The organism is Haliea salexigens DSM 19537, from assembly GCF_000423125.1.
GTDB lineage: Bacteria > Pseudomonadota > Gammaproteobacteria > Pseudomonadales > Halieaceae > Haliea > Haliea salexigens.
On record NZ_AUHJ01000004.1, the window covers coordinates 54,996 to 81,620 of the forward strand.

A 26,625-nucleotide genomic window follows, 5' to 3' on the forward strand; every position below is an offset into this window, starting at 1 on the left:
GCTAACCCCACACACGGGGACAGTCAGGGCCACCCAGCGGGTCATCTTCCTGCACCTGTTCATGGTGCGGTTTGCGCGGCGCGCCGGGGCGAAAGTGGTAGCGTACATCCTCCCCGCAATAGCGAATGCTGATGGCCCGACGTCGCTGATGCTGGCTCAGGTTACCGCCGGCGGCGTGCAGGGTACGGGCGTGGTGAACGGTGAGGTCGCCGGGGCCAAGCGCGTACTGCAACACTTCAACGCGCTGTGCAGCCGCCAGGGCCGGAATATCAGGGACCTCCAGGCCTTCGGTGCCCTCCATGCTCTGCTGTGAGACAAACCAGTTGGGCCGGTAGAGCGCGCCGTCGCGATGCGAGCCGCGCACAAAACTCATTGCGCCGGTTTCGGCATCTGCCCTGTCCAGGGGTATCCAGGTCGTGCAGACCTGCTCACCGCGGGCATGAAAGTAGCCCATATCCTGATGCCAGGCCGTCTGCTCGACGGTATCCGGCTCCTTGACCAGAATACTGTCTTCCCACAGATAGACCTGCTGGCTGCGCAGCAACGTTCCGGCCAGCGCGCCGAGACCCGGGTCGAGGGCGAAGGCGCGGCAATCTGCGTCAACGCGCCAGTGATCCGTGCCAGACACAAAGCGCCCTTTGCCGGCGACACCCCCGGTCAATACGGTGCCCCCCGCTGCCGCCAGGCCGGCACCCAGTGCAGACATGTCATGCATGGTCTCACCCACCGATTCCTGCAACAGCCGCTCCACGGCGGGTGCCATGGCCAGCACCGCATCGGGGTCCAGCGCCCCGCGCAGGCATACAACACCGTCATCCCAGAAGGTATCGACTTCCTCCTGGGTGGGCAAACGAACGAGAAGAGGGCTATGCATGTGCAGATACTCCGTTGGGTGGGCACCTGGCGCACACAGGGGAAGGGCGTGTACGCGCTTACGGCAGCGTAGATGAATCCGGCTCAATCCGCATATTTTTGTAACACATTTGTTGCCTTTTGCTACTATGTGGCTTCAAAGAATTCGTGCCTTGTGAAGGTGCGTGACACATAAGCCACCAGCCGGAATCCCTCCATGACGACGTTGACGACCATTCTCCTCGCGATAGCAGGCGCGTGTGTTTTAGGGCTGCTCCTGTGGCGACGGAGACCGCCTGCCGGCCCCGACATGCAGCCAGCGGCCAAACCGGATGGCCCACTCAGGGTGCGCACGGCGATCCAGTCATTTGGTGCCAACACCGAGTCCCTGGACGTCGCCCCGGTGGATGCAGCGCCCCCCGCCAGCGCCCCACCCGCCGCCCTGCAGTCCTTCACGCTTATGCGTCGCGACAGTGCCCGCGATGCAGAAGAGCCCAGCGTATTCCACACCCTGGTTGAGGCCATACCCGAGCCACATGCCATGTTCCTGCAGGTTACCGGGGAGCTTGATGACATTGATGAGATCACGGAAGCCGTGAAGAACGAGCCCGCGTTGGCCGCGGATGTGCTGCGCACGGTGAATTCAGCAGCCTTCGCCCTGACCACACCCATCGCGAGCGTACACCATGCCATTGCCTATCTTGGAGTGAGTTACGTCAAGGGCCTGATTGCGCAATCCGCCCTGGCACGCACACTGCCGGCAAGCGCGCCCGGGTCGGAGCAGGAAGCGGCAATGCGCCGGCTGTGGAAATCCAGCCAGGTTGCCAGCGCAACGGCATTCCTGTTGGCCCGTAACCTCAACCTCGAAAACCCCTCCGTCGCCTCCACGCAGGCCCTGCTGGCCAACCTGGGGGATATCAACCTGTTGTCCCTGCAACCGGAGCTCGCCCCGCTTTACGCACCGGGCTGCCTGCTGTTGGAGCGCGTGCAGGAACAACAGGCCGCACTGGGTGCCAATGCCGCCATGTTCGCGGCGCTGCTCGCACGGCGCTGGGGCCTGCCAGCCAATATCGAGGCCGCCCTGGAGCAGTCCTTGCTGCCACTGGCAGTGCCGCCTGCTGAGCACCCTCTGCAGGGGCCTGAGCTTGCCACTGCAGCGGTTGTCTATACCGCTTGTAGACTGGGCGATGCGGCCCTGTTTCAAGGCCTGAAAGACGTGGCCGGATTCTCGCTGGGAGATGAACGCGCGGTCGACCTGCACTACATGCCCGCTTATCTCGAGGCCGCAGAAATTCCCCGACTGGAAGCCACGTTGCAGGACAGCGCAACGCGACGCGCTATAAACCGCACGCTCACCGCCGCCGCCAGCTAACGCCTCAGCCCTGCGGCACGACTTCCCATTCCGGGGCCTCGAACTCACCCAGCAGGTTGATCTCTACATGGGGTGTCTGCTCGGCGATGATATCCATCACCTGCTGCGGCAACCGCGACTCCATGGCATCCCGCGCGGACTTGCTTTCCCAGGTCGCGATGGCCAGCAACCGCGTGGGGTCGCCAATTTTGCGGTGCAAACGGGTCCCCTGGGCGCCCGGCGCCCGCTGGATGATTTCGCTCGCACGAATCCATGCCTCGGCGTACGCTTCCGCACTGTAGCCCGGGCTCAGGGTGACTTCGAAAATGTAATGCACGAACACCTCCTGCGGCCAGCTTTTCCCCAGTATAGCGAATTCAGGATGTATCTCCGGTACAATAGCTGCACCGCCCAAACACACCGCACTTCATGACCGTGAACGCCCACCGTTTTTGCATAGCGCCCATGATGGACTGGAGTGACCGCCACTGCCGGTACTTCTGGCGCCTGCTGAGCAAACAGGCACGCCTGTACACGGAAATGGTCACCACCGGTGCGCTGATACACGGCGACCGGCAGCGCTTCCTCGGCTTCAGCCCTGTGGAGTCGCCGGTGGCCCTGCAGCTGGGTGGCAGCGAGCCTGCTGACCTTGCGCGCTGCGCGGCCTGGGCTGCTGACTGGGGTTATGACGAGGTGAACCTGAATTGCGGTTGTCCGTCAGACCGCGTGCAGTCGGGCGCTTTTGGCGCAGCACTGATGGCGCAGCCCGAACGTGTGGCGCATTGTATTGCCGCTATGCGAGAAGCCTGCGATCTACCGATTACCCTGAAGCACCGCATCGGCATTGACGACATGGAGAGCTACCAGCAACTGCTGGATTTCATCGGCCCCAGCGCCAGCGCCGGCTGCAGGGTTTTTATCGTGCACGCCCGCAAAGCCTGGCTGCAGGGGCTTTCGCCGAAAGAAAACCGGGAAATCCCACCGCTCAATTACCCCTGGGTATACCAGCTGAAACGCGACCTGCCGGAACTGACCATCGTCATCAATGGTGGCATTACCAGCCTGGAAGCCAGCGCCGAGCACCTGCAGCATGTAGATGGCGTCATGCTCGGGCGCGCGGCGTACCACGATCCATGGCTACTCGCCAACGCAGACAGTGCCCTGTTCGGCGCGGCCAACCCGCTGGCCGACAAGCATGATGCTATCGTGCACATGCTGCCCTACGTGGAACAGGAGCTGCAGCGCGGCACAGCCCTCAATCACATCACGCGACACCTCCTCGGGCTTTATCAGGGCGTGCCGGGCGCGCGTCAATTCCGGCGCCACCTGAGCGAGAACGCACACCGCAAGGGTGCAGGTGTGACGGTACTGGAAGATGCCCTGAACAAGGTCAGACAGCACGAACCTGACCCAACCTGCACTGCTGAGACAGCCTGCGGGTAGCACACCACGGGATTATCCTGCACACTTGTCCCAGCAGTCTGTTACCCGGCGGTTGCGTTTGTGCCGCACGTTTCACAAGGACCTCCCGACATGAGCAGTAAACTCGACCAACTGAAGTCGATGACTGATGTGGTCGCCGATACCGGTGATATTGAGGCGATTCGCCGCTTCCACCCCCAGGACGCCACCACTAATCCCTCGCTGTTGCTGAAAGCCGCGGCTCTGCCGCACTACCGCAGCCAGCTCTCTGGCGCTCTCGACTGGGCCACCCGGGCCGGGGGCAGCAGCGCTGAGCAAATGGCCAACTGCTGTGACCGCTTTGCAGTCGACATCGGGCGCGAAATCCTGGGCATCGTTCCCGGGCGTATCTCAACGGAAGTCGATGCACGGCTCTCGTTTGACACCCGCGCCACCATGGCGCGCGCGCGCAAGCTGATCAGGATGTACGAAGACGCCGGTATCGTGCGCGAACGCGTGCTGATCAAGATCGCTGCCACATGGGAGGGCATTAACGCCGCCCGGGAGCTGGAGCGCGAGGGCATCAACTGCAACCTGACCCTGCTGTTCGGCTTTGCCCAGGCCAGCGCCTGCGCGGACGCCGGGGTCTACCTGATTTCACCCTTCGTGGGGCGTATTCTCGACTGGCATCTGGCCAACACCGACATCACGATAGCGCACGCCGATGAGGACCCCGGCGTACAGTCCGTACGCCGGATATATCACTACTACAAAGCGCACGGCTACAACACCGTGGTCATGGGCGCCAGCTTCCGCAACGCGGGCGAGATCGAAGCACTCGCGGGCTGCGACCGGCTGACAATAAGCCCGGCACTGCTGGAAACGCTGGCAACGGATAGCGGCGAACTGCCGCGCCGGCTCAGTGCACAGGACAGCCGTGCAGACGACCCGCAATCCACCCTTGATGAGGGCAGCTTCCGCCTCGCGTTGAACGAGGATGCCATGGCAACGGAGAAACTTGCCGAAGGCATTCGCAACTTTATCGCGGACCAGAGGCGGCTTGAGGAGGTAATCAGCGCGGCATGATCAAGGCACTGAAATCCCTGTTTATACTCCCCGAAGCGGAGACCCCGGAGCAGCTGGAGCACCGGCTGCAGGTAGCAGCAGCTGCACTGCTGATTGAAACAGCGCGTGCCGATTTCACCCAGGATGCCAGCGAGGAGGCGGCACTGGAACAGCTGCTCTGCAATGCCCTGTCGCTGCCCAGTCAGGAAGTGAGGGCGCTGATCACAGCAGCGAGCGAACGCGTCGACGAGGCCACCTCACTGTACGAATTCACCCGTGTGATTAACGACCACTATGGGCCTGAGGAAAAGCTCACCCTGATTGCCAGCATGTGGCAGGTGGCCTACGCCGACGGCGATCTGGATAAATACGAGGAACACCTGATTCGCCAGGTCGCGGAACTGACGTATGTGCCGCACCAGGACTACATTCGCTGCAAGCTGGACGCGCGAAAAAGCTGACCCGGTTCAGCTGCGCTCAAGTACGACCATCAGGTCCTTGAAGCGCGCGCGGTTTTCCTCCGAGAGCCCCATCAACACCCGATGCGCCTCAATCACCTTGTCGCGCACAGAAGCCTCACTGCCCTTCACCAGGGGTATGCAATCAATGCACTCGGGGTTGGCGCAGGCATCTTCGTGTAAATCATACAATCGCTGGAAACCCATGCTCTTGATCAGGCGGGTGATGCTGGGGTTACTGGAGTAAATTGCCGGAGTGAAGCCGTAGCGCGTGCGGACTTCCAGCGCCAGCTTTGCCAGCAAACCCAGGGTGGTACTGTCAATGCCCTCGGCATCGCACAGGTCCACCCAGACACTGGCAAAATCGGGGTTATCCAGCATCCGTTGTACATAATCATCAATGGTTGTGCACAAAGTGAGCCGCACATCACCCGTCAGGCGCACCACATAGGCGCCGTCCTGGCTCGCTGCAAGTATCCGGCCCTCTTCCATCTCAACTCCGCTTGCTGATAAACAGGGCAGCTATATCATCCGGTGCGGTTTCCACACGGTCCAGCCCCAGCCTGGTGACGATATCCTCAGGCGCCTCCGCAGACTCTTCGAACACCTTGAGAAAATATTTCTCCTTCTCGATCAGGTTCGTGGGCGGCAGTATTTCCAGAATACCGTCGGAGAAGAGCGCCAGCATAAACCGTTGCGGCAGATCAATCAGGTGCTCCTCGTAGGCCACATCCTCCATGATCCCGACCGCCGAGCCCTCGCCACGCAAATAGCGGGCCCCTTCTTCTGAGACCAGCACAGGTTGCGGCAGGTGACCGGCAACACTGTAGCGCAAGGTGTTAGCCTGGGTATCCAGCAGCCCCACCACCATCGTGGCAAATTTGCCCACGCCCAGATCAAGCAACTCCTGATTGGCCCGCTTCAACATGGCGACAGGGCTCAGCAGGGTGTCATCGTCACGGCGCAGGAAGTCGGAGCGCTTGCGTGCAAACAGGTTCTTGAGCAGCACCGTGGTAAAGGCCGACGAGCTGCCATGACCGGAAACGTCCGCCATGAAAAACGCAACGTGGTGCTGCCCCACCGTAAAATAATCGGTGAAGTCTCCACTCAGGTACAACGACGGAATTACCGTGTGGCTGAAAACGTAGGGCTCCATTACCATCGGGCTGACCGGCAACATACGCAACTGCACCTGCCGCCCCGCCTGCTGATCCTGCTCGAGCATTTTGACGGTGCCACGCAATTCCATGTTGGCCTGTTCGAGGCGCTGACGAGACTCTCGCAACTCGCGACGCATCTGCCGTTGTCGGACACAGCGTTCGATAGACTTGAACAGCGCTTCCTCATCCTCGATGGGCCGCACGAAAAAGTCGCTGGCCCCCAGGCGCAGCGCGGTCATCATCCTGCCCACCTCGGCGCGGTCGCTGAACATGATGGCGGGGATCTGCAGATCGAGCTCACGCAGGGAGCGGCGCGCCTCCTGCCAGGAAACGGCTTCCAGATCCAGCTCGCACAAGATGACATCGAGGTCCTGATTGTCGGCGAGGAAATGGTAGGCCTTGAGTACATCGGTGAACACTTCAACCCGATACCCCTCACCGATAACTGTTTGCGCCAGCGCGGTGGCTCGGGCGGCATCGTCATCGATGAGCAGCACATAACCTTTGGATTTCATCATGCGGCACTTGCGGAGCGTGTGCTGAAGGACAGTACGCCCTTGATTTGGGGGGAGCAACCAATTTGCACCGGGTTTGGGCAGGATTTCACAGTTTTGGTGCAAACCACAGCGAGCGTCATGCGGCGCTAGAGTTCGTCCGGCCAGTCTTCGTCACTGAAGTCGGAAAAGCTGTCCTCTACCTCGCCATCACTCACCAGCGCGCGGCGCTGCTGGAGGTAGGCATCACGTATGAAAATGTAGCGATCGCCCGAGATCAGGTCCTCCGCTTTCAACAGTTCCACCCGGGAGCTGACCAGCTCCAGGCCGATCAATGAATTGCGCAGCCGCACGTCGTCAATCGCCACTTCAACCGAGGTGTAGGCATCAAACACCGTGCCGACACCACTGCGCATGGTCCGCGGCCCGAAAAGCGGCACCATCAGGTAAGGCCCCTCCGGTACACCCCACACTGCGAGGGTCTGTCCGAAGTCGGTTCTCAGGGGCTCTATACCCATGCGGGTGGCGACGTCGAACAGTCCGAGCATGCCGATGGTCGAGTTCAACAGGAAGCGCCCACCGGCCTGTGCCGCGCCCTGCAGACGTCCCTGCAGGATGGAGTTCAGCGTCGTGTTGACATCGCGCAGGTTGCGGAAGAAATTGTCGACCCCCGTCTCCAGCGGATCCGGCGTTACGGCGTGGTAGCCGCGCGCTGCCGGCTTCAGCAGATACTGGTCCATGCGCTCATTAAAGATGAAAATCGGCCGGTTAATTGCCTCCAGGGGGTCGGTATCCACAGGCTCTGCGGCCATCGCGGGTGCGAGGCCAAACAGGCAGAGCAATAGCACTATCGGATGCAAGAATTTCATCGGTCGGTCGCGGTCAGGTTTAGCCGCGGAATATTACGCCTGTGGAGAGGGCTGAGCAACGGGGAAAAGTACCCGTCAGTGCGTGACAAGAATGCCGCGGGCCACGAAGTCCGCCAGCTGGGCCGCGCCGAAGCCGCTGACCGTGTCCTCCGGCAATGACAGTTCCGCCGCCAGCGCCTGCAGCAGCGCGGCGCCTGGCTCGGGCCCGCGCTCCCTGACCAGTTCCAGCAGCCGCGCCGTGGCGGCGTTCAAGGCCATGAATTGCACCGCATCCCCGCGGTCGCGATAGACCACAAGATACACGGGGTCACCCGGTTCTGTGGGCCGGAAGTCCACACCGATCTGGTGCACAGGGTAGGCATAGGCGAGCGGCCACGCGAGTGGCGAGAGCGTCAACGGTGAACTCATGGGATCGCCACCCGCTTCCGGAGGTATATCGTCTTCCGCCACCGTGAGCGCCAGCTCCACCCATTCGTAGTGCGCGAGCTCGGCGATGAAAGGCGGGTCGTCCGGGTGTGGGCACGAACGCTCAAGCAGAAAACGTACGAACTCCTGACTGATTTCAAGGAAATAGGGCGTGTGGCAGCGATGACCGTCAATGAACGCGCGCACCAGCCGATGCCAGGCTGCGTCAGCATAGAGGCGCCGCAACACAGGAAAACCGCCGCTGATAAAGCCCTCGATATTATTGTAGATCAGTGTTTCATACACCTGCAGACGGCGGCGCTCGACCCCCGCGGGCGGCTGTTGCGTTGCGGGGTCGCGCAGGTAGCGCGCCATGGCCAACTGCTGGGCGCGCAATTCAGCCATGCGCTCGCCCAGGCACGACCGCTCGCGCCGTGTGCTGGAGCTCGCGTATCTGCTCTACTTCCAGAAACAATTCCGACAGTGGCGGGAGGTTGAAATCGCGTTCCAGCAGCGTTGGCAGCGGTCCGAGCAGGCTGTAGGCCTCGGCGAGCAGTGACCAGACCGGCGCAATCACGGAAGTCCCGTGCGTATCTACTTTCAGGTCGGGGGCTTCATCATAGTGGCCCGCCACATGAATGTAGCGCACCCGGTCTAGAGGCAGGGCCTGCAGGAATTCGCAGGGTGAATAGCTGTGATTGATGCTGTTGACGTAAATATTGTTTACGTCGAGGAGCAGGTCGCAGCCGGCACGCCGGACCACGCTGGTGATGAACTCTGCCTCGGACATATCGGCATGAGGCTGGGCATAGTATGACGCGTTCTCCAGCGCAATCGGTTCACCGATAATATCCTGCACGCGCTGTACGCGCTCGACGACGTGCGTCACAGCTTCCTCGGTGAAGGGTATCGGCAGCAGATCGTAGAGATGTCCGTCAGCGGCGCAATAGGTTAAATGTTCTGTATACAGGCTGGCACCGATGTCCTGCATGAGGGCCCGCACTGCTTTGACCAGGTTTGTGTCCAGCGCGTCTGGACCCCCAATGTCCAGGGAGAGTCCGTGTAAAACCATTGGCTGACGCGCTGCCAGCTCGCGGAACTGGCGCCCCAGTCGCCCGCCCACGCCAATCCAGTTCTCCGGAGCAACCTCCAGAAAATCGACCTGCGGATTCTCCGCAGAAAGCAGCGGGCCCAGAAGGGCCCGCCGCAAACCCAGGCCCGCACCGGCGAGCCCGTCAGAGCGCTCGGGCATCAGCCGCCGCACTTCCCTTCGCCGCATTTACCCTCGGCGTCTTTCCCGCCGTCTTTTTCACCACACTTGCCTTCACCACACTTGCCTTCGGCATCCTTCTCGCCGCACTTGCCCTCGCCACATTTACCTTCGGCATCCTTCTCACCGCATTTGCCTTCGCCGCACTTGCCTTCGTGGTCACCATCACCGTGCGAGTTGAAATTAGCCAGGTTGTAGCCGGAGCTGAGTTCCTGCGCCGCAAACGGGTTTACGGAGGCTGACGCCGCTGGAACGACTGAGCCCACGAGGAACGCCGCACCAAGTGCCAGCGCCAGGGGTTTTCTTGAATCTGTCATGGTTGTTGTCCTTTTAATGTTGTCAGGTCATTGCACACACGTGCAGGCAGCAAAATGGCCTGCCTGCTTGATGTGACTCGATATTGTCAGTGAAGTTTCGCCCCGGCGCTCATCCATTTGGTAATAATTCACAAAGCAGTGGGCGTTGCGCTGTCGGGATGCTGCGCCAGCCAGTCACGCACCTGCCCCCATTGCTGCTGCAGGCGTTTTTCCGATACTGGCGTGCGCGTACCCAGCTGCTGGGCAAACAGGGAGACGCGGAATTCTTCCAGCATCCAGCGGTAAGTCGCCGCAGCCGGGCAGAGCGCGAGCAGACCGGGAAAGCGCTCCAGGGCCTCCCACAGGGGCTGACCGAGCTGCTGCAGACGCTCCCGATGTCCGTTGTCACGAGCGAGCTGCCCCTTGAGGTTGTCTGCACGCTGCTTCAGGGCCTTCATGTAGCGCGGATACTGCCCCAACCACTCCGCTGGCGTATCGCGCTGGAACCCTGGCTGCCACAGGGCGGCCAGTTGCGCCTCGATATCGGCGAGTGCGGCGCCGAGCTCAGGCTCCTTGCAGCGCGCGAGCACGGTACGGGCCTCGGCCAACGGACGCAGCGCATTCAATACCGTCGCCTCGAGGTGATTGGCTGTACCCACCACCTGCCCGCTGCGCCTGGCGCGTGCCGAGAAAGACTCGCTATCGCGTGGCAGGCTCTCGTCCAGCTGCGCCACCTGTGCCCAGGCGGCATCGATCATGTCTTCCACCAGCGCCTCGCGTGGCTGGCCCGCAGCCGCCAGCAACAAGCTGGCCTCGTTCCCCTGCAGCAATTGCTTGCGCAGAAACTTCACCTGCTGCCGATGGTGCAGGCGCAACAGCCGCAACACCCCCTTGCGATGCTCCGCTTGCGCCTGCCCGGGGTAGTCGCACAACGCCACCGCCACGGTTTCACCCTTGTCCACCAGCGCGGGCCAGGTAACGATCTCGGTGCCGGCCTGACGAAACCGCCATTGTTCTGGCAAGGCATTTTCCGGCCAGTCGGTCAGGCCTTCGCAGGCCGGGCTGCCGGAGGGTGCAGCAACAATGGTCTCACGCGTATCGTCGCGCAATTCCGCGATCAGCGCGGCGAGATCCCGTCCCTGCTTGATCATGCGGCCATCGGCATCCACAACGCGCACATTCATACTGTAGAACGGGTCCAGCGCCTGTGGCGCAAAGTCTTCCATGCGCAATTTCAGCCCCGATTGTTTACCCAGCACCCGCGCCAGCGCGGCGGTCAGCGCCTCATCATCGGGCCGCAGCTCCGCGAGCGCCTGATCGACCCGGTCGGGCACCGGCACCAGTTGTTTGCGCTTTTCTTTGGGCAGGCCTTTCACCAGCGCGATGCATTTGTCGCGCAGGAGGCCGGGGACCAGCCACTCGAAGCGAAACCGGGGCACGCGGTTGAGCAGGCCCACGGGCAGAGTGACCGAAACACCGTCTGCCTCCTGACCGGGTTCGAAGCGGTAGCTCAGACGCAGCTCCAGATCACCCCACAGCAGCCGGTCGGGAAATTGCTCGCCCAGTTCTGCGCCGGGGTCGCGGGCCAGCAACTGCTCACGGGTGATACGCAGGGCCCTGTCGGCACCCTCTTCCCCACCCAGCCACGCCCTCAGGCGCTCCGCTGTGGTGGTATCTGCGGGCAGCCGCTCGTCGTAGAATGCGTACAACACCTGCTCGTCTGCCAGCAGGTCGCGCCGCCGCGCCTTGGCCTCCAGACCCTCCACGTCCCGCACAACCCGCAGGTTGTGTTTCAGGAATGCGGGGTGACGGGGAAAGCGCCCGGCAATCAGTCCCTCGCGAATCAGCAATTCGCGCGCCTCGACCGGTTTGATTGGCCCGTAGTGCACGGCGCGCTTGTCCGCTACGGTCAAGCCGTAGAGCGTCACGCGTTCCCAGGCCATGACGCGTCCCTGGCGCGCCTCCCAGCGGGGCTCGTAGTAATGGCGCTTGAGCAGGTCCGGGTTTGCCTCCAGCACCCAGGCGGGGTCTATGGCCGCGACCGTGCGCGCAAACACACGCGACGTTTCCACAACTTCCGCAGCAACAATCCACTTGGGACGCTGTCGCCCCAGGTTGGACCCGGGAAATATCTGCAGCTTACGGTTGCGACTGCCCAGGTAGTCGCGGTTTTCCTGGTGCTGGGCGATATTCGACAGCAACCCCGCCAACAGCGCCCGGTGCACCGACTCGAAGGGCTCCTCCCCCGACGCCGGCAACTCACCGGCTGCGCGCAACCCAAGCTGGCGGCAGGCCATGCGCAACTGGGCGTGCATGTCGCGCCATTCACGCATGCGCAAAAAGGACAGAAACTCGCGCTGGCAGAGCTTGCGCAGCTGACTCTGGCTCAACGCCTGCCGCTGCTCCTCGTAGTAACGCCACAAACTCAGCCAGGCCATGAAGTCGGAGCGCTCGTGGCGGAACCGGGCATGCATCTGGTCTGACTGTGCCTGCTTGTCCGCCGGGCGCTCACGAGGGTCCTGAATCGCCAGCGCTGCGGCAATCACCAGAACTTCCTCCAGGCAGGCCCTGTCCTGGCCGGCAAGGACCATCCGCGCCAGGCGCGGATCGATGGGCAGTTTCGCCATCTGCCGGCCGAGCGCTGTCAGTTTGCCACGAGGACTAACAGCCCCGAGCTCCTGCAACAGCTTGTAGCCATCGCGCACCATGCGCGGGTCCGGTGGGTTGATGAACGGGAAATGCTGCACCTCGCCCAGGCCCAACTGCAGCATTTGCAGAATGACGGCGGCCAGGTTGGTGCGCAGGATCTCCGGGTCGGTGAATTCAGGCCGGGAGAGAAAGTCAGCCTCACTGTAGAGACGGATGCAGACACCGGCAGCAACCCGTCCGCAACGCCCCTGACGCTGGTTCGCGCTGGCTTGGGAAACCGGTTCGATGGGCAGGCGCTGCACCTTGGTGCGGAAGCTGTAGCGGCTGATGCGCGCATCACCCGGGTCGATGACGTAGCGAATACCGGGGACCGTGAGCGAGGTTTCCGCCACATTGGTCGCCAGCACCACGCGCATCAGGCGCCGTCGCGAGAGGTCGAACACCCGGCTCTGCTCCGCATTGGACAGCCGTGCGTAAAGCGGCAGCACCTCGATTCGCTCCAGTTCACGCAGGGCCCGGGCAAGCTCGCGAATTTCACGCTCACCCGGAAGGAACACCAGCACGTCCCCGCGCTCACCAAACCGTCCGTGCTCGATATCCGCAACCAGGCCGGTCACCTGTTCCTGAAGGCCGAGGTCACGGTCCTCGGCGGGGTCCAGATACACGGTTTCCACCGGATACCCGCGGCCCGACACCTCAATCACCGGCGCATCACCGAAATGCCGGGCGAACGTGGCCACGTCGATCGTCGCCGAGGTGATGATCAACTTGAGGTCCGGCCGACGCGGCAGCAACTGCTTGAGATAGCCGAGCAGGAAATCGATGTTGAGGCTGCGTTCATGCGCCTCGTCGATAATCAGTGTGTCGTACTGGCGAAGCAGACGGTCGTGGCGCACTTCCGCAAGCAGAATGCCATCGGTCATCAGCTTGATCGCGGAGGACTCCGAAACCTGATCGGTAAATCGCACCTGGTAGCCCACCGTGTCCCCGAGCGGCACCGCCAGTTCGTCGGATATGCGCTGGGCAACGGAGCGCGCGGCGAGACGCCGGGGCTGCGTGTGCCCGATACGGGCCAGGCGCCCGCGCCCCAGATCGAGGCAGATCTTGGGGATCTGCGTGGTTTTTCCAGAGCCGGTCTCGCCGGCAACAATGACCACCTGATGGTCGGCAATGGCCTGCGCGATATCGTCGCGGGCCTGCACCACCGGCAACTCCGGAGGGTAGGAAATGGGCGGTATGACACGCTCCACCGCTTCCGACATCGTTATCTCCTGCACGCTGGACGTGACTGTGTAGGGGGCGGCTACACTACGGTATCATGGGGCGCTCAACAATCCTGCAGGACGCCGACATGCCGCGCATACAAAACCACACCTTCGACGAACTGAGCATCGGACAACAGGTGGAGCGCTCCCACACGGTGACGCTGGGCGACCTGCAGCGCTTTGCCGACGCCTCCGGCGATTACAACCCCCTGCATACAGACCCCGAGTACGCCGCCAGCACACCGTTTGGTGGCTGCATCGCCCACGGCATGTTCAGCGGGGGACTGATCTCCGCGACACTGGCCATGCAACTACCGGGGCCCGGGACGGTCTATCTGGGCCAGTCGCTCAGCTTCCGGCAGCCCGTACGCGTGGGTGACACGCTTACCGTGACACTCACGGTGAGTGCGCTGGAACCGAGACGTCAACGCGTAACGCTGGACTGCACCGTGGTGAATCAGGCCGGGCGCAAGGTGGTGACGGGCAGCGCCGAAGTCATTGCCCCGGCAGAGCGGGAAACCGTCACCGTAGAGCGCGACGCTATCCCTGCGGGATGAACTCAGCCGCCGGCGGGTGTCGCTTGCGCCTCCGCAGCGAATTGCGCCGGGTCGAGGTATTGCAAGCGCAACTCGATAGAACCCCGCGCCGTATTGGAGTCTGCGCCCAGCACCATGACGTTGACTTCGCCCTCGTCCTCCGTCGCAGCGCTGAGGCCGAACACCACGTTGTCCGGGTTGTTCTGCTCGGAGAACACCTTGATGTCCTTGCCCGCTCGCAGTGCGTCGCTCAACTGCGCGACGAGCATCGCCAGGCTGGCGCGAAAGGCGCCAAAATTGAGCTTGCCGCGGTATTCACTGTGGTCCAGTGCCACATCGAACCGCACCTGCGACTTGTCCTCCATGACCACGTTCGTCAGGTGCACTGTGCGGCCTGTGGCCATGTCGCGGAACACGTTCTTCGCTTCCGTGCGGCGATTCTCCAGGAATGCCTTATACAACAGATTGACCGCGATGGTCAGGAACTGGTCGCGGGGGATGGATTTGTTCGGATTCTGAGCCATGAGCTACCCTCTCAAGCAAGCGCGCAAGTCTACTGCGTGACCGTCACAAACGCCAGCCGCCGGCCCTTGAGAGCGCGACTGGTTGTTGGCCTGCGAGGCCTGCTGACGGCACCCCGAGGGGACTGTTTGTCTGCTACGCTTGCGGCGCCGCGCAACAGCATCAGAGAACGGGCCATGAGCAACACCCACCTGCCACATCGCGATCAAACTGCCAGGCCGCAAGCCGCCACCGGGTACCGGCATGCGGCGTGACAATCAACCCTGGGCATCGCTGCCAGCGCGCCACGTTCCCAGCGGGGACTTTGTTGTTCCGCCTGGCACCGGCACTGCCAGCGAATCGGTTAGCAAGCGCAGTTCAGCCGCGCAGCAGGAGCACAGGGCGCTCTCCGGGACGCACCTCGAGAAACGCTGGCAAGAACACAGCGCGCGCGTCTTCACGATAGCCGCCACCGGTTTTGGCAGCGGGCTCGACTTTCTCCTCACCTGGCAGCGCTGGCGGACACGCGAGCACCCGGCGGCTGGCGCACAGCGCTTGCACTACATTGCCATTGACCGGCTGCCAGTCGCAGGCAGCGATCTGGCCGCGAGCCTCGCAGCCTGGCCCCACCTGGCGGAACTCGGCGATACACTGCGCAGGCACTACCCACAGCCCCTACCCGGTGTACACCGGGCAATTTTTGACTCAGGTGCAGTCACGCTGGACCTGTGGTGGGGCGCGGTGGATGAGGTGCTCGCGGATCTCGGCCAGGGCAACACGGCACTCGTGGACGATTGGCACCTTTGTGCCGATGATCCCGACAGCAGCGAACACTCAGGGCTCGAAAGCCTGTGGCCACAGATCGCGGCGCTCAGCCGCCCAGGTGCCACCTTCGCCATGCCCGCGCCGGCAGGTAGCCCCCTTGCAGGTAGCGTGGCGATGGGGCTTGCTGTGCGCCACGGGCAGCACTCGACCACCACAGGGAAAAAGCCGCGCAGCGCGCAGGCGCGCCAGAGCCAGCACAAAGCTACCGCCGGGGCGCCGCGCTGGGACCTGCCCTGGCACAGCCGCACACCACCTGGCCAGGTGCTGGTGCTGGGGGCGGGCCTGGCCGGTTGCCACACCGCGGCAGCGTTGGTGCGGCGCGGCCTCGAGGTCACCGTGCTGGAACGCGGAAAGCCGGCCCAGGCGGCATCGGGCAACGCCCAGGGGGTCATGTACACCCGGCTTTCACACCGTCATTCGGCCCTGACTGACTTCGCCCTCTGCAGTTTCGACTTCGCGGTACGCCAATACGCCGCCGCGTTTGCCAGCGGCGCACTGCACGAGGGTGAGGACGGGGCGCTGTGCGGCAGCTTTCACCAGGTCACCAACATCGCCGAGCTGGAGCGGATGCGGCCCCTGCTGCATGCAGTACCAGAGCTTGCCCAGGTCGCGGACGCCGAACGAGCGTCGCAACTCATCGGTATTCAGCAGACCAGCGCCGGCTACTGGTATCCGCGGTCAGGCTGGTTGTCACCACCCGCCGTATGCCGCGCCCTGCTGCAACAGCCCGGCATCGTGCTGAGAGAGCACTGCGGAGCGCTGCGGTTGCAGCGTAACGGCCAAAACTGGCAGGCGCTGAATGCAGCCGGCGAACTCGTGGCGGCAGCTCCCGCCGTGGTGGTCGCCGCGGGCACAGCCTGCAGCACGCTCGACGGGCTGGACTGGCTGCCACTGCGTGCGATACGCGGCCAAACCACGCAACTGCCCGCACTGCCTGAGCTGGCGCCTTTGCGCGCGGCACTCTGTCACCGGGGTTACATTGCCCCTGCCCGAGGTGGAGAGCACTGTATCGGCGCCACCTTCGGGCCCGGTGACACCGACCCTGACCTGCGCGCCGCAGACCAAGCCTACAACCTCGCGCAGTTGCGCGCCGCATTGCCGACACTTGCCAAGCCACTGGCGACGCTGGAGGATAGCGCTCTGCCCGGGCGCACCCAATGGCGCTGCGCCAGTCCGGACTATCTGCCGTTGGTGGGGCCCGCGCCCGACCGGGCGATGTTTCTGCAGCGCTTCGCGGCGTTGCGTGACAACGCGCGCCGCGCTATCGAGGCGGAGGGTGCCTATATTGAAGGCCTCTACCTCAATACCGGGCACGGCTCCCGTGGACTCACCTCCACACCACTGGCGGCGGAACTGCTGGCAAGCCAGCTGTGTGGCGAGTCGCTGCCCGTCGAACCGGAAATACTGCGCGCCCTGGCGCCGGCGCGCTTTCTACTACGCGACCTGGGGAGAAACCGGATTTGAAAGCTTGTCACCTGATCTGCAGCGCGCTGCTCGCGCTTGTCGCGCTCACCGCATCCGCTACCGAACGCTACACCTTCAAGATTCTGGAAAAGAAGCCCCAGTCGCGCAGCCATTTCGTCCAGGGCCTGCAGATTATTGACGGCATGCTGTTTGTGGGGACCGGCGGCTACGGGCAGTCACGGTTGCTGCAGTACCGTTTCACCGATGGCGAACTGCTGGCCGAGCAGCGTCTGCACCCACGCCTGTTTGGCGAGGGTATTACTGTGTTGGGAGAACACATCTACCAGCTGACCTGGAGGGCACGCAGGCTACTCGTCTACCGCCGAGCCGACCTGCAACCGCTCGTCGCGCTGTCGATACCGGGCCAGGGCTGGGGCCTGACCCACAATGGCAGCCAGCTGATCTACAGTGACGGCAGCCACCGTCTGTATTTTCTTGATCCTGACACCGCACAGCGACAGCGCACTGTCGCTGTGCTCGAAGACGGCATGCCGGTGGCGCGGCTGAATGAGCTGGAGTGGATCGACGGCGCCGTCTGGGCGAACGTCTGGCAGGAAGACCGCATCGTGATCATCGATCCGGCAACCGGTGAAGTCACCGGCAGTATCGACCTTCAGGGCCTGCTGCCATTACCGGAGCGCGAGCCGTCTACTGACGTGCTCAACGGCATTGCCGTGAACCCCGAGGACGGTGGCATTTGGGTAACCGGCAAGAACTGGCCCTGGATGTACCGTATCGAAGTGCGTCCCGCCACCGCAGCCGGGCCTGTTTCGCGCTAGAATGGCGCCTACACTTTGTTTACGACAGGACAGGTATGAACCAGATGATTCCCGGCGGGGCACAGAGCCACGCCGCATTCCAGCTTTTGCGCAGCCACGAGATCGAGTCGCTGCAGCTGCGGGTCGAGCAATACGAACACACCGCCACGGGGGCGATGCACTACCACCTGGCCTCGAAAAACAGTGAGAACGTGTTTCTGGTAGCGTTGCGCACGGTGCCGACGGACTCTACCGGCGTGGCGCATATTCTGGAGCATACCGCCCTGTGCGGTAGCGAGCGCTACCCTGTGCGCGACCCGTTCTTCATGATGCTGCGCCGTTCCCTCAATACGTTCATGAACGCGTTTACCAGTAGCGACTGGACCGCCTACCCCTTCGCCAGCCAGAACCGCAAGGACTTCGACAACCTGCTCGACGTGTACCTGGACGCGGTGTTTTTCTCCCGCCTCGACCCGCTGGACTTCGCTCAGGAGGGCCACCGGGTAGATTTCGCGGAGCCCGGCAACCCGGACAGCGACCTGGTATTCAAAGGAGTTGTATTCAATGAAATGAAAGGCGCCATGAGCTCGGTTTCCAGCACGCTCTGGCAAACCCTGTGCGCACACCTGTTTCCTTCCGTGACTTACCATTACAACAGCGGCGGCGATCCGGAACACATTCCGGACCTCAGTTATGCACAACTGAAAGACTTCTACCAGAGCCATTACCACCCCAGCAACGCCATTTTCATGACGTTTGGCGACATTCCCGCACACGAGCACCAGGCGGTATTCGAAGCCCGTGCCCTGCAACGTTTCCAGCGTCTTGAAGAGCACATCGCCGTGCCCCGCGAGCAGCGCCTGCGCGAGCCGAAGCGAGTGGCAGAAAGCTACGCGCTGGATGACTCCGGCGATACAAGTGGTAAAACGCACATCGTCATCGGCTGGCTGCTCGGAGAAAGCACGGACCTGCAACAGCAACTGGAAGCACAACTGCTCTCCAGCGTACTGCTGGACAACAGTGCCTCTCCTCTCATGCACGCGCTGGAGACAACCGACCTGGGACAGGCGCCCTCGCCTCTCTGCGGGCTAGAAGATTCGCAGCGCGAAATGGTGTTCAGCTGCGGCATCGAAGGCAGCGAGGCGTCGTCGCGGGATGCCGTGGAAGCGCTGGTGCTCGAGGTGATCGAGCGCGTGGCACGGGACGGTGTACCGCAGGCGCAACTGGAGGCCGTGCTCCACCAGCTCGAGTTGCATCAACGTGAAGTCACAGGCGGTGGCTACCCCTATGGCCTGCAGTTGATTCTGCAGGCGCTTGGACCCGCCACCCACTATGCCGACCCGGTGGCCGTGCTGGATCTCGACCCGGTACTGGACACTTTACGCGCAAAAATCGACGACCCTGGCTACATTCGCCAACTGGCGCGACGCCTGCTACTCGATAACCCCCACCGCGTCACACTGGTCATGACGCCGGATACGCACCTCTCGCAACGCAGGCTGGAAGCCGAGGCCGAGCGGCTGGCAGCACTCAAGGCGAACATGGATGAGGCCCAGAAGCAGGCGGTTATCGACCTCGCAGAGCAATTGGAGAAGCGCCAGAAACGCAGCGATGACCCGGGTGTGCTGCCGTGTGTGACGCTGGCTGACGTGCCGGAGCGACTGCCGGAACTCGAGTGCACTGAGCACACTCAGGGCCCGCTGCGCCTCACCAGTTATACCCAGGGTACGAACGGGCTGGTCTACCAGCACCTCGTGGCTCCGCTGCCCGCCCTTGATAGCGAGGCTATTTCGTTGCTGCCCCTGTACGCGCGAATGCTGACCGAGGTGGGACTCGGCGACGAAAGCTACCTGGAGGTACAGCACCGCCAGGCCGCGAGCGTAGGCAGCATCAGCGCCAGCACATCGCTGCGCAGCGCAGTGGATGACGCACAACAGCTGCAAGGATTCTTTTCGCTGTCATCGCGGGCTCTGGCACGCAATAGCGGCGCCCAGATCACACTGATGCGTGACACCCTGGAGCAGGTGCGTTTCGATGAAGATGCCCGTCTCAAAGAACTGATCAGCCAGTCCCGGGCGCGGCGCGAACAGTCGGTCACCGGCAGCGGTCACGCTCTTGCGATGGCCGCTGCCTGCGCCGGCATGAGTGGCCTGGCGCAAATCAACCACCGGTTGGGCGGACTCGAGGGCATTCGGCAACTGAAAGCGCTGGACGATCGCCTGCAGCAACCCGCGGCACTCGAAGCCTTGCGCAACGGCTTGCAGGGCATCCACTCTGCCGTTAATGCCATGCCCCGCCAATTGCTCGCCATTGCCGACGAACACGCCATCTCGGCGGTGTGCAGCGAGGCCTTGCAGCACTGGCGTGATGTGCCCGGCGGCAGCGCCGGACAGCCTGTTCTCAGCGCCGCTGCAGTGAGTGAAACACGGCGTGAATTCTGGGTTGCCAACACCCAGGTCAACTTTTGCGCCCGCGCCTACCCCACGGTCGCAATCGGCCACCCCGATGCACCTGCTCTGACTGTACTCGGCGGTTTCCTCCGCAACGGCTATCTGCACCGCGCGATTCGCGAACAAGGCGGCGCGTACGGTGGTGGCGCCGGCCAGGATTCGGGTATTGCCGCGTTTCGCTTCTATTCCTACCGCGACCCGAGACTCCTCGATACGCTGCAGGATTTCGATGAGTCAGTGCGCTGGTTATTGGAAACCCAACACGACCCACGCGCGCTGGAAGAAGCCATTCTTGGCGTAATCAGCAGCCTGGACAAGCCGGCCTCGCCGGCGGGTGAAGCGCGACAACACTTCTACAACACACTCTTCGGCCGCAGTCACGCACAGCGGGAGGCATTCAGACACGGCATTCTCGCGGTGACACTTGAAGACCTGCGGCGTGTGACTGCGACCTATCTAACACCCGAGCGCGCGAGCACCGCTGTGGTCAGCAACCAGAAGCAACAGGCAATGCTCGGCTCGGCGCTGGCCGAGCTCGAGCTGGTGGTGGAGACGCTGTAACGGCCTCCAGGCTACTGGCGCGGGCGATCACCGGGGGAGCCATGCTTCCCGCCCTTCTCACCGCGCGCGCTCTCCGCTGCATCCAGTTCAGCGCGCTGCTCCTCGTTCAGTAAATCTCGCACAGCTGCGCGAGTTTCTGTCCGGCGGTAGGCGCTGCGCGCGGTCACTTCCCCCAATTCGCGCGTCAGTGACTCGCTGGCAGCGGCATCAAAGTTCTCGCCCTGCGCGCGCAGTGCCTCGCGGATTTCCTTCATCCGCGCCCTGTCGTCTGCGCCCTCAGCTGCGGTTTCCTGCAGCAGCTCACCAATCGCGGACTGTTGCGACTCGGAAAGCTCGAGATGCCGGGTCATGCGCTCCAGCATGCGTTCGGGGTCGCCCCGTTCCGGCGCGGCGAAACCGGGGGCGGCAGCGATGGCCGCGGCCAGTGCAATGACGGCAGTGCCGCGACGAATAAAACGGTTAGTGCGTGTTTTCATGACTCTCTCCTGTGAATGAAACGCAGGATCATAATAGGTCGGCGGGCGGTTAAGCAGTGCGTAGAGAGCGTAAAGAAGCGTAAAGAATGGTTGTTATCATGCTGCGGCCGTGGTGTTTCGCAACGCCTCACGGCACACTGTGCCCGTATTCAACGCGAGTAGCACCGCCCTGATGGACCCACGCATACTGCTGATTGATGACGACCGGGAACTGTGTCAGTTGCTGCGCGAGTTCCTGTCGTCCGATGGCTTTGCGGTCGACAGCTGCCACGACGGCGCCGAAGCATTGCAGGTTGCCCAGAGCACAACGTATGAGGCCATCATACTCGACGTGATGCTGCCGGGCATGCAGGGGCTTGAACTGTTGCGCCGCCTGCGCAGCGCCAACGTCAGCACACCCGTACTGATGTTGACTGCGCGCGGCGAGGATACGGACCGGATCGTCGGGCTCGAACTCGGGGCCGATGACTATCTTGCCAAGCCCTGCAATCCGCGCGAGCTTGCCGCGCGGCTGCGGGCTATTCTGCGGCGTGCGGGCAACCAGGGTTCATCTGCGCGCGGCGACACCATCGTCGGTCTGCTTGCCATCAACGCCGCCGAGCGCACGGCCACCTGGAACAGCCTGGACCTGCAGTTGACCAGCGCCGAGTTCAATATCCTGCGCATCCTGCTGCAGCATGCCGGCAGTGTGGTCAGCAAGGATCAACTGAGCCAGCAGGCCCTGGGACGCCCCCTGTCGGCCTATGATCGCAGTGTTGACGTTCATATCAGTAAAATTCGCAAGAAGCTGCTTGCCTGCGGCGGTGCCGGCAACCTCATCACCAGTGTGCGTGGCGCGGGCTATCAGTATCTGGTGCAGGGAAATGGCATACGATGACCCGCTCCATGCCCCTCTTCCTGCGTATTTTCCTCGGCTTCTGGCTGGTCACTATCGTTGTCCTGGGCAGCGCAATTTTCGCAGGGAACTACCTCGACACACTCATGCCAAACGTCGGCTCGCTGACCAGCGATTCGCGTCACCCCGACCGACCGGCTGGGCCACCGCGGGTTTTCGTCCGCCTGCTCTATGAATTACAGAATGCACCGTTGGATGAACTGCCCCGCATCATTCGAAGTTCGCAGAACAGGCACGATGTCGAGGTCTATCTTCTGGACGCGGCCGGCGATGACCTTTTACAACGCACGGTGCCACCTGCAGCGGCGCGCGTTGCAGCCCAGCTGGATCGCGACCGACGCCGTGTGTTCCAGCGACGCGGCACGCAGCAACTGCTGGGCCATCAGCTGTACCGTGCGGACTCAGGTCCGCTGCGGTCGGTATTGATTCTGCGCGCTCCGCGTATACCACTGGTCAACCTGCTGGGCGACAACTTCTGGTTGCGGGCCGGGCTCGCCACGCTGGTGTCGGGGCTGCTCTGCTACGTCGTATCACGCCTGCTTACAAGGCGTCTTGCTGCCGTGCGTGGCGCGGCACGCAAGCTGGCCGCGGGCGACCTGCAGGCCCGCATCTCGGTACGTGAAGCGGGCGGCGATGAAACCGACGATCTGGCGCGTGATTTCAACCATATGGCTCGGCTACTCGAAGAGCGCATCAGTGCGCAGAAGCAACTGTTATCGGATGTGTCACATGAACTTCGTTCACCGCTGGCGCGCCTGCAGGTTGCACTGGGTCTGGCGGAGCAGAACCCGGCCAATGCCACAGCCCAGCTGCCGCGTATTACACGCGAAGCGCAGCGCCTGGAGAGCCTCGTCGCCGAACTGCTGGAGAGCCAGGCAGAACGCAGTGACCTGGAGCAACACATTGATCTCGTCGCGCTGCTCGACGAGCTGTGTGCGGATGCGCGCTTCGAAGTGGGCGACATCAACCGGGTGAAGTTTCACAGCGCTGTAGAAGAAGCCCTGGTAGTCGGTAACGGCACCCAACTGCGCAAGGCCTTCGACAACGTCTTGCGCAATGCCTGCAGCTACAGCCCCGCGCAAACGGTTATTGACGTCCAGCTGCGAAAAACCGCGACCCGCTATGAAGTGGTGATCGCCGACCAGGGCCCCGGTGTGCCCGAGGAGGACCTGGCGAGACTATTCGAACCGTTCTATCGCGTGGATACAGCGCGTGCCCGCCAGACCGGGGGACACGGTCTGGGCCTGTCGATCGCCCGGCAGGCCTTGATGATGCATGGCGGTACTATCGACGCGCGCAACACCCGCCCCGGTTTGGCTATGCGGATCAGCCTGCCCGCGTGGGCACAGGACCCTGCGTAAAGCACTGCAGCAATGCTAGAATCCCGCCACTGACTGACTGGCCGGAGGCCACACCGCATGTTCGACGTCACACCACTTGCCGGGGCCCTGGGCGCCGAAATTTCGGGCATTGATCTGGCGCAGGATCTGGTCCCAGAGCAGGTGACAGAGTTGCGCAGGCTGCTCAATGAACACGAGGTGATTTTCTTCCGCGACCAGAATATCAACCCTGGCCGGCAGCACGCGCTAGCCTCATGTTTTGGCCCGCTACAGACACACCCGGCCTACGCCACAATCGAGGGCTTTCCCGAGATCACCATTCTGGAAAGCACGCCGGAGAAGCCAACCAGGATCGAAGCCTGGCACTCGGACATGACGTTTCGGCAACACCCGCCGCAGGCCACCGTCCTGAAGTCGGTGATTATCCCGGCGCGTGGTGGCGACACACTGTGGGCCAGCATGACTGCAGCCTACAATGCACTGTCTACACCCATGCAGCAGTTGTTGGCAGGTCTGGTGGCGGTGCACGACTTCAGCTGGGGCTTCAAGGAGAGCCTGGCAGAGCCCGGTGGCCGTGAGCGCCTGGCCGACGCCGTTGACGCCAACCCCCCGGTACGTCACCCGGTCATCCGCACGCACCCGGAAACCGGAAAGAAGGTGATTTTCGTCAACAGCCTGTTCACTACCCATATCGAGGGATTGAAGCCCAACGAGAGCCGCGCACTGCTGGATTTCCTGTTCCGACACGTGGTGACGGACGAGTTCACCTGCCGCTTCCACTGGCGCCCCCACAGCATTGCCATCTGGGACAACCGCAGCACACAACACAAACCGGTCAACGATTACTTTCCCGCGCATCGCCGCATGGAGCGTATTACCGTGGACGGCGACCTGCCCTACTGAAGCGGTGGGTACTGCTCGGTGGTACGCACGGCGCCAGAGCGAACGCGGCGCATGTAGTCTGCCACGTCGCGTTTCACCTCAGGTGCATAGAGGTAGAGCCCGATAATATTGGGTACTGCAATGAGGAATATCATGGCGTCGGCAAAGTCGAGCACAGCCGACAGCTCAATCATGCAGCCAAGCACCACAAAACCACAAAACACCGCTTTGAACAGCGTCTGCCGCCACTGCGCCTCACCCACCAGATACGTCCACGCCTTGAGCCCGTAGTAGGCCCAGGCAATGGTGGTGGAAAACGCGAACAGCAGCGCGGCAAAGGCAAGTGGGTATGGCGCCCAGCTGATATGGTGGGCAAAGGATGCCGACGTCAGCGCGATGCCCTCATACCCCTGCTCGTGCAAGCCATTTGGGTAGGCCACCGTCACAATCACCAGCGAGCTGAGGGTACATATCACCACGGTGTCCAGGAATGGCTCCAGCAGGCCCACCAGTCCCTCGGAAGCCGGCTCATTGGTTTGTACCGCAGAGTGGGCGATGGACGCCGAACCGATGCCGGCCTCATTGGAAAACAGCGCACGCTGGAAGCCGACCACAATGGCACCCACCATGCCGCCGGTGACGCTGCTCATGGAAAACGCACTACTGACTATCAACTGGATCGCGGCGGGAATCTGCGCGGCACTCAAGGCGATGATGACCAGTGCAGACACCACGTAAAGCACCGCCATGAGCGGCACGATACGCGACGCCACCAGGGCAATGCTGCGAATCCCGCCGATAATAACCAGCGCCACCGCCGCGGCAATCAACAAGCCAAACAGCCATCCGCGCTCAGCAAAAAAACTGGCTTCGCCACCGCTGATCACCAGAAACTGCACGTACGCCTGGTTAGACTGGAACATGTTGCCGATACCAAAGCAGCCAATCACCAGCGCCGTGGCGTAGAACCCGCCGAGGAGGCGCCCCCACTGCGGAGCCCCGCGGTCGGCGAAGTAGCGTTCCAGGTAGAACATGGGGCCGCCGGATACGGAGCCATCCGGATTGTTGCGCCGGTACTTCACCCCGAGGGTGCACTCCACCAGCTTGGTGGACATGGACAGGAAACCCGCCACCATCAGCCACAGGGCTGCGCCGGGGCCACCGATGGTGATCGCCACCGCGACGCCGCCGATATTGCCGATACCCACGGTACCGGAAACAGCGGTTGCCACGGCCTGGAAATGGGATATCTCGCCGCGTGCGCGCGGATTGTGAAACCGCCCGCGCACATGGCGCAGGCCGAGGGTGAAACCGCGCACATTCACAAAGCCGAGATACAGGGTGAAGAATACGGCGGCGCTGGCCAGCCACAGCACGATCAACGGGAACCCGTGACCGAACAGTTCTACCGGGTAGAACACCACATGCGACAGCGTATCCGCCACCGGCCGCACAAGGGCTTCAACCTGCTGGTCCAGGCTCACCCTGCGGGCCGATCAGCCAAGAAATGCCTGCCCACCGTCCAGCGCGATACTCTGCCCATTGACGTAGTTGGCGCCATCGGTGCACAGCAGGGCAACAAACCGGCCAATATCCTGCTCGCAATCGCCCACGCGACGCTGAGGAATCTGCGACAGGAATTCATGCGCCTCCTCCGGATTGTTGTTGATCCACCACTCCATGCCCGGTGACATGGCGTGCGGCAGAATGGCGTTACAGCGTATGTTGTCTGGTCCCCACTCACAAGCCGCCGCACGCGTTAAGGCACGAATGCCCTCCTTGGCGGCGGCATAGGCACCGTAACCTGCCATATCCCAGCGCTTGGCCGCGGAGCTGCCGAGATTGATAATCACACCATCGCCCTTCAGGTAGGGATAGCAGAGCTTCATCAGACGAAAGGTCGCCATGGGGCCGGATTCCCAGCCCGCCATCAGGGCGTCGTCCGTGAGGTCGTGCAGGCGCCCGAGCGGTACCTCCTGGGCATTGTTCACCAGAATATTCACTCCGCCCCAGGCATCCACCACGGCGTCAATGCAGGCCGCAATCGACTCCGGCGATTTCACCTCACAGACCAGCGGCAGAGCCTCGCCGCCCCGCGAGCGGATTTCTTCCGCGGTGGTCTCCAGCTTGGAAAGGGTACGGCCGGTTACCGCAACACGCGCGCCCTGGGCAGCCAGCGCAAAGGCGATACCCTGCCCCACGCCCTGGCCGGCACCGGTTACCAGCGCTATTTTTCCTTGCAAACTCATCGGCGTTCTCCACAACTGTTTGAGCCTCAAGCATACCGGCGCCGGGCTGCGAGTGACAGAGCCGGCGCGGCTCGGCAAGCCCGCAAACTGCCCTTAGCCAGAGGCATACTGCCAATTTGTACCCCGTCGTGGATGTTTATCACCCGGCGCCAA

General features: G+C 62.7%; 24 protein-coding genes. 11 read left to right on the plus strand and 13 right to left on the minus strand.

Annotation, left to right across the window (positions count from 1 at the left end; genetic code table 11):
• Nucleotide 1: 1 nt before the first annotated feature.
• Nucleotides 2-874: a phytanoyl-CoA dioxygenase family protein gene (locus G533_RS20730; protein WP_084638829.1), complete on the minus strand. Its 873-nt coding sequence runs from the start codon at nucleotides 872-874 to the stop codon at nucleotides 2-4.
• 195 nt (nucleotides 875-1,069) lie between these two features.
• On the opposite strand from G533_RS20730, the gene G533_RS20735 reads away from it, so the two are divergent.
• Nucleotides 1,070-2,224 carry an HDOD domain-containing protein gene (locus tag G533_RS20735; protein WP_084638830.1) on the plus strand — a complete coding sequence of 385 codons (1,155 nt, stop codon included), beginning with the start codon at nucleotides 1,070-1,072 and terminating at the stop codon, nucleotides 2,222-2,224.
• Nucleotides 2,225-2,228: 4 nt separating this feature from the next.
• Here the strand turns inward: G533_RS20735 and G533_RS0105915 are convergent, their stop codons facing one another.
• Nucleotides 2,229-2,540 carry an antibiotic biosynthesis monooxygenase family protein gene (locus G533_RS0105915; RefSeq protein WP_027949167.1) on the minus strand — a complete coding sequence of 104 codons (312 nt, stop codon included), beginning with the start codon at nucleotides 2,538-2,540 and terminating at the stop codon, nucleotides 2,229-2,231.
• A 92-nt stretch (nucleotides 2,541-2,632) separates the two neighbouring features.
• Between G533_RS0105915 and dusA the strand changes: the two genes are divergently transcribed.
• The 3 genes from dusA to G533_RS0105930 all read left to right on the plus strand — a co-directional run bounded on the left by dusA (nucleotide 2,633) and on the right by G533_RS0105930 (nucleotide 5,130).
• Nucleotides 2,633-3,646, plus strand: coding sequence for a tRNA dihydrouridine(20/20a) synthase DusA (gene dusA / locus G533_RS20740; protein ID WP_084638831.1), 1,014 nt, complete (start codon nucleotides 2,633-2,635; stop codon nucleotides 3,644-3,646).
• Nucleotides 3,647-3,736: 90 nt separating this feature from the next.
• Nucleotides 3,737-4,690: a transaldolase gene (gene tal / locus G533_RS0105925; RefSeq protein ID WP_027949168.1), complete on the plus strand. Its 954-nt coding sequence runs from the start codon at nucleotides 3,737-3,739 to the stop codon at nucleotides 4,688-4,690.
• A complete protein-coding gene (locus tag G533_RS0105930; protein ID WP_027949169.1) occupies nucleotides 4,687-5,130 on the plus strand; it encodes a tellurite resistance TerB family protein in 444 nt (147 codons plus the stop codon). The genes tal and G533_RS0105930 overlap by 4 nt, the downstream gene beginning before the upstream one ends.
• Nucleotides 5,131-5,136: 6 nt before the next feature.
• Here G533_RS0105930 and G533_RS0105935 read toward each other — a convergent pair whose 3' ends face one another.
• The 7 genes from G533_RS0105935 to hrpA all read right to left on the minus strand — a co-directional run bounded on the left by G533_RS0105935 (nucleotide 5,137) and on the right by hrpA (nucleotide 13,532).
• A complete protein-coding gene (locus G533_RS0105935) occupies nucleotides 5,137-5,619 on the minus strand; it encodes an STAS domain-containing protein (RefSeq protein WP_027949170.1) in 483 nt (160 codons plus the stop codon).
• A gap of 1 nt (nucleotide 5,620) precedes the next feature.
• Nucleotides 5,621-6,805, minus strand: a complete 1,185-nt coding sequence (locus G533_RS0105940) for a PP2C family protein-serine/threonine phosphatase (RefSeq protein WP_240472384.1) — start codon at nucleotides 6,803-6,805, stop codon at nucleotides 5,621-5,623.
• Between the two features lie 125 nt (nucleotides 6,806-6,930).
• On the minus strand, nucleotides 6,931-7,650 hold the full coding sequence (locus tag G533_RS0105945) for an MlaA family lipoprotein (RefSeq protein ID WP_027949172.1): 720 nt from the start codon (nucleotides 7,648-7,650) through the stop codon (nucleotides 6,931-6,933).
• A gap of 75 nt (nucleotides 7,651-7,725) precedes the next feature.
• Nucleotides 7,726-8,460 (minus strand): HvfC family RiPP maturation protein, encoded by a 735-nt coding sequence (locus G533_RS0105950; protein ID WP_035526751.1) that lies wholly within the window; start codon nucleotides 8,458-8,460, stop codon nucleotides 7,726-7,728.
• The gene (locus G533_RS0105955; RefSeq protein ID WP_035526863.1) at nucleotides 8,453-9,307 is read right to left on the minus strand and encodes an HvfB family MNIO-type RiPP peptide maturase; all 855 of its coding nucleotides are present in this window, start codon (nucleotides 9,305-9,307) and stop codon (nucleotides 8,453-8,455) included. The genes G533_RS0105950 and G533_RS0105955 overlap by 8 nt, the downstream gene beginning before the upstream one ends.
• Nucleotides 9,307-9,642 (minus strand): HvfA family oxazolone/thioamide-modified RiPP metallophore, encoded by a 336-nt coding sequence (locus G533_RS0105960; RefSeq protein ID WP_027949175.1) that lies wholly within the window; start codon nucleotides 9,640-9,642, stop codon nucleotides 9,307-9,309. Before G533_RS0105960 ends, G533_RS0105955 begins: the two co-directional genes overlap by 1 nt.
• A gap of 128 nt (nucleotides 9,643-9,770) precedes the next feature.
• Nucleotides 9,771-13,532 carry an ATP-dependent RNA helicase HrpA gene (gene hrpA / locus G533_RS0105965; RefSeq protein ID WP_027949176.1) on the minus strand — a complete coding sequence of 1,254 codons (3,762 nt, stop codon included), beginning with the start codon at nucleotides 13,530-13,532 and terminating at the stop codon, nucleotides 9,771-9,773.
• An 89-nt stretch (nucleotides 13,533-13,621) separates the two neighbouring features.
• On the opposite strand from hrpA, the gene G533_RS0105970 reads away from it, so the two are divergent.
• Nucleotides 13,622-14,092 (plus strand): MaoC/PaaZ C-terminal domain-containing protein, encoded by a 471-nt coding sequence (locus G533_RS0105970; RefSeq protein ID WP_027949177.1) that lies wholly within the window; start codon nucleotides 13,622-13,624, stop codon nucleotides 14,090-14,092.
• 2 nt (nucleotides 14,093-14,094) lie between these two features.
• On the opposite strand, the gene G533_RS0105975 is transcribed toward G533_RS0105970, so the two are convergent.
• The gene (locus G533_RS0105975; protein WP_027949178.1) at nucleotides 14,095-14,595 is read right to left on the minus strand and encodes a hypothetical protein; all 501 of its coding nucleotides are present in this window, start codon (nucleotides 14,593-14,595) and stop codon (nucleotides 14,095-14,097) included.
• Between the two features lie 241 nt (nucleotides 14,596-14,836).
• Between G533_RS0105975 and mnmC1 the strand changes: the two genes are divergently transcribed.
• Genes mnmC1 through G533_RS20750 form a run of 3 tightly spaced genes read left to right on the plus strand, consistent with a single transcriptional unit; the run spans nucleotide 14,837 to nucleotide 20,630 of the window.
• Entirely contained in the window at nucleotides 14,837-16,861 is a 2,025-nt protein-coding gene (mnmC1, locus tag G533_RS20745; RefSeq protein WP_051230024.1) for an FAD-dependent 5-carboxymethylaminomethyl-2-thiouridine(34) oxidoreductase MnmC1, read from the plus strand.
• Nucleotides 16,858-17,640 (plus strand): glutaminyl-peptide cyclotransferase, encoded by a 783-nt coding sequence (locus G533_RS0105985; RefSeq protein WP_027949179.1) that lies wholly within the window; start codon nucleotides 16,858-16,860, stop codon nucleotides 17,638-17,640. Before mnmC1 ends, G533_RS0105985 begins: the two co-directional genes overlap by 4 nt.
• Nucleotides 17,641-17,675: 35 nt before the next feature.
• Nucleotides 17,676-20,630 (plus strand): insulinase family protein, encoded by a 2,955-nt coding sequence (locus tag G533_RS20750; RefSeq protein WP_035526755.1) that lies wholly within the window; start codon nucleotides 17,676-17,678, stop codon nucleotides 20,628-20,630.
• A gap of 11 nt (nucleotides 20,631-20,641) precedes the next feature.
• Here the strand turns inward: G533_RS20750 and G533_RS0105995 are convergent, their stop codons facing one another.
• Entirely contained in the window at nucleotides 20,642-21,106 is a 465-nt protein-coding gene (locus G533_RS0105995; protein WP_027949180.1) for a Spy/CpxP family protein refolding chaperone, read from the minus strand.
• Nucleotides 21,107-21,278: 172 nt separating this feature from the next.
• Between G533_RS0105995 and G533_RS0106000 the strand changes: the two genes are divergently transcribed.
• From G533_RS0106000 to tauD, 3 genes are read left to right on the plus strand one after another with little or no spacing between them, the layout of a single operon-like run.
• On the plus strand, nucleotides 21,279-21,983 hold the full coding sequence (locus G533_RS0106000; RefSeq protein ID WP_027949181.1) for a response regulator transcription factor: 705 nt from the start codon (nucleotides 21,279-21,281) through the stop codon (nucleotides 21,981-21,983).
• Nucleotides 21,980-23,362 (plus strand): sensor histidine kinase, encoded by a 1,383-nt coding sequence (locus G533_RS23360; RefSeq protein WP_051230025.1) that lies wholly within the window; start codon nucleotides 21,980-21,982, stop codon nucleotides 23,360-23,362. Before G533_RS0106000 ends, G533_RS23360 begins: the two co-directional genes overlap by 4 nt.
• A gap of 57 nt (nucleotides 23,363-23,419) precedes the next feature.
• Entirely contained in the window at nucleotides 23,420-24,244 is an 825-nt protein-coding gene (tauD, locus tag G533_RS0106010) for a taurine dioxygenase (protein ID WP_027949182.1), read from the plus strand.
• On the opposite strand, the gene G533_RS0106015 is transcribed toward tauD, so the two are convergent.
• Both G533_RS0106015 and G533_RS0106020 read right to left on the minus strand, forming a co-directional pair.
• Complete coding sequence (locus G533_RS0106015; protein ID WP_027949183.1) at nucleotides 24,238-25,707, minus strand: alanine/glycine:cation symporter family protein; 1,470 nt, start codon at nucleotides 25,705-25,707, stop codon at nucleotides 24,238-24,240. The genes tauD and G533_RS0106015 overlap by 7 nt on opposite strands.
• A gap of 12 nt (nucleotides 25,708-25,719) precedes the next feature.
• Nucleotides 25,720-26,472 (minus strand): SDR family NAD(P)-dependent oxidoreductase, encoded by a 753-nt coding sequence (locus tag G533_RS0106020; RefSeq protein WP_027949184.1) that lies wholly within the window; start codon nucleotides 26,470-26,472, stop codon nucleotides 25,720-25,722.
• Nucleotides 26,473-26,625: the final 153 nt, after the last annotated feature.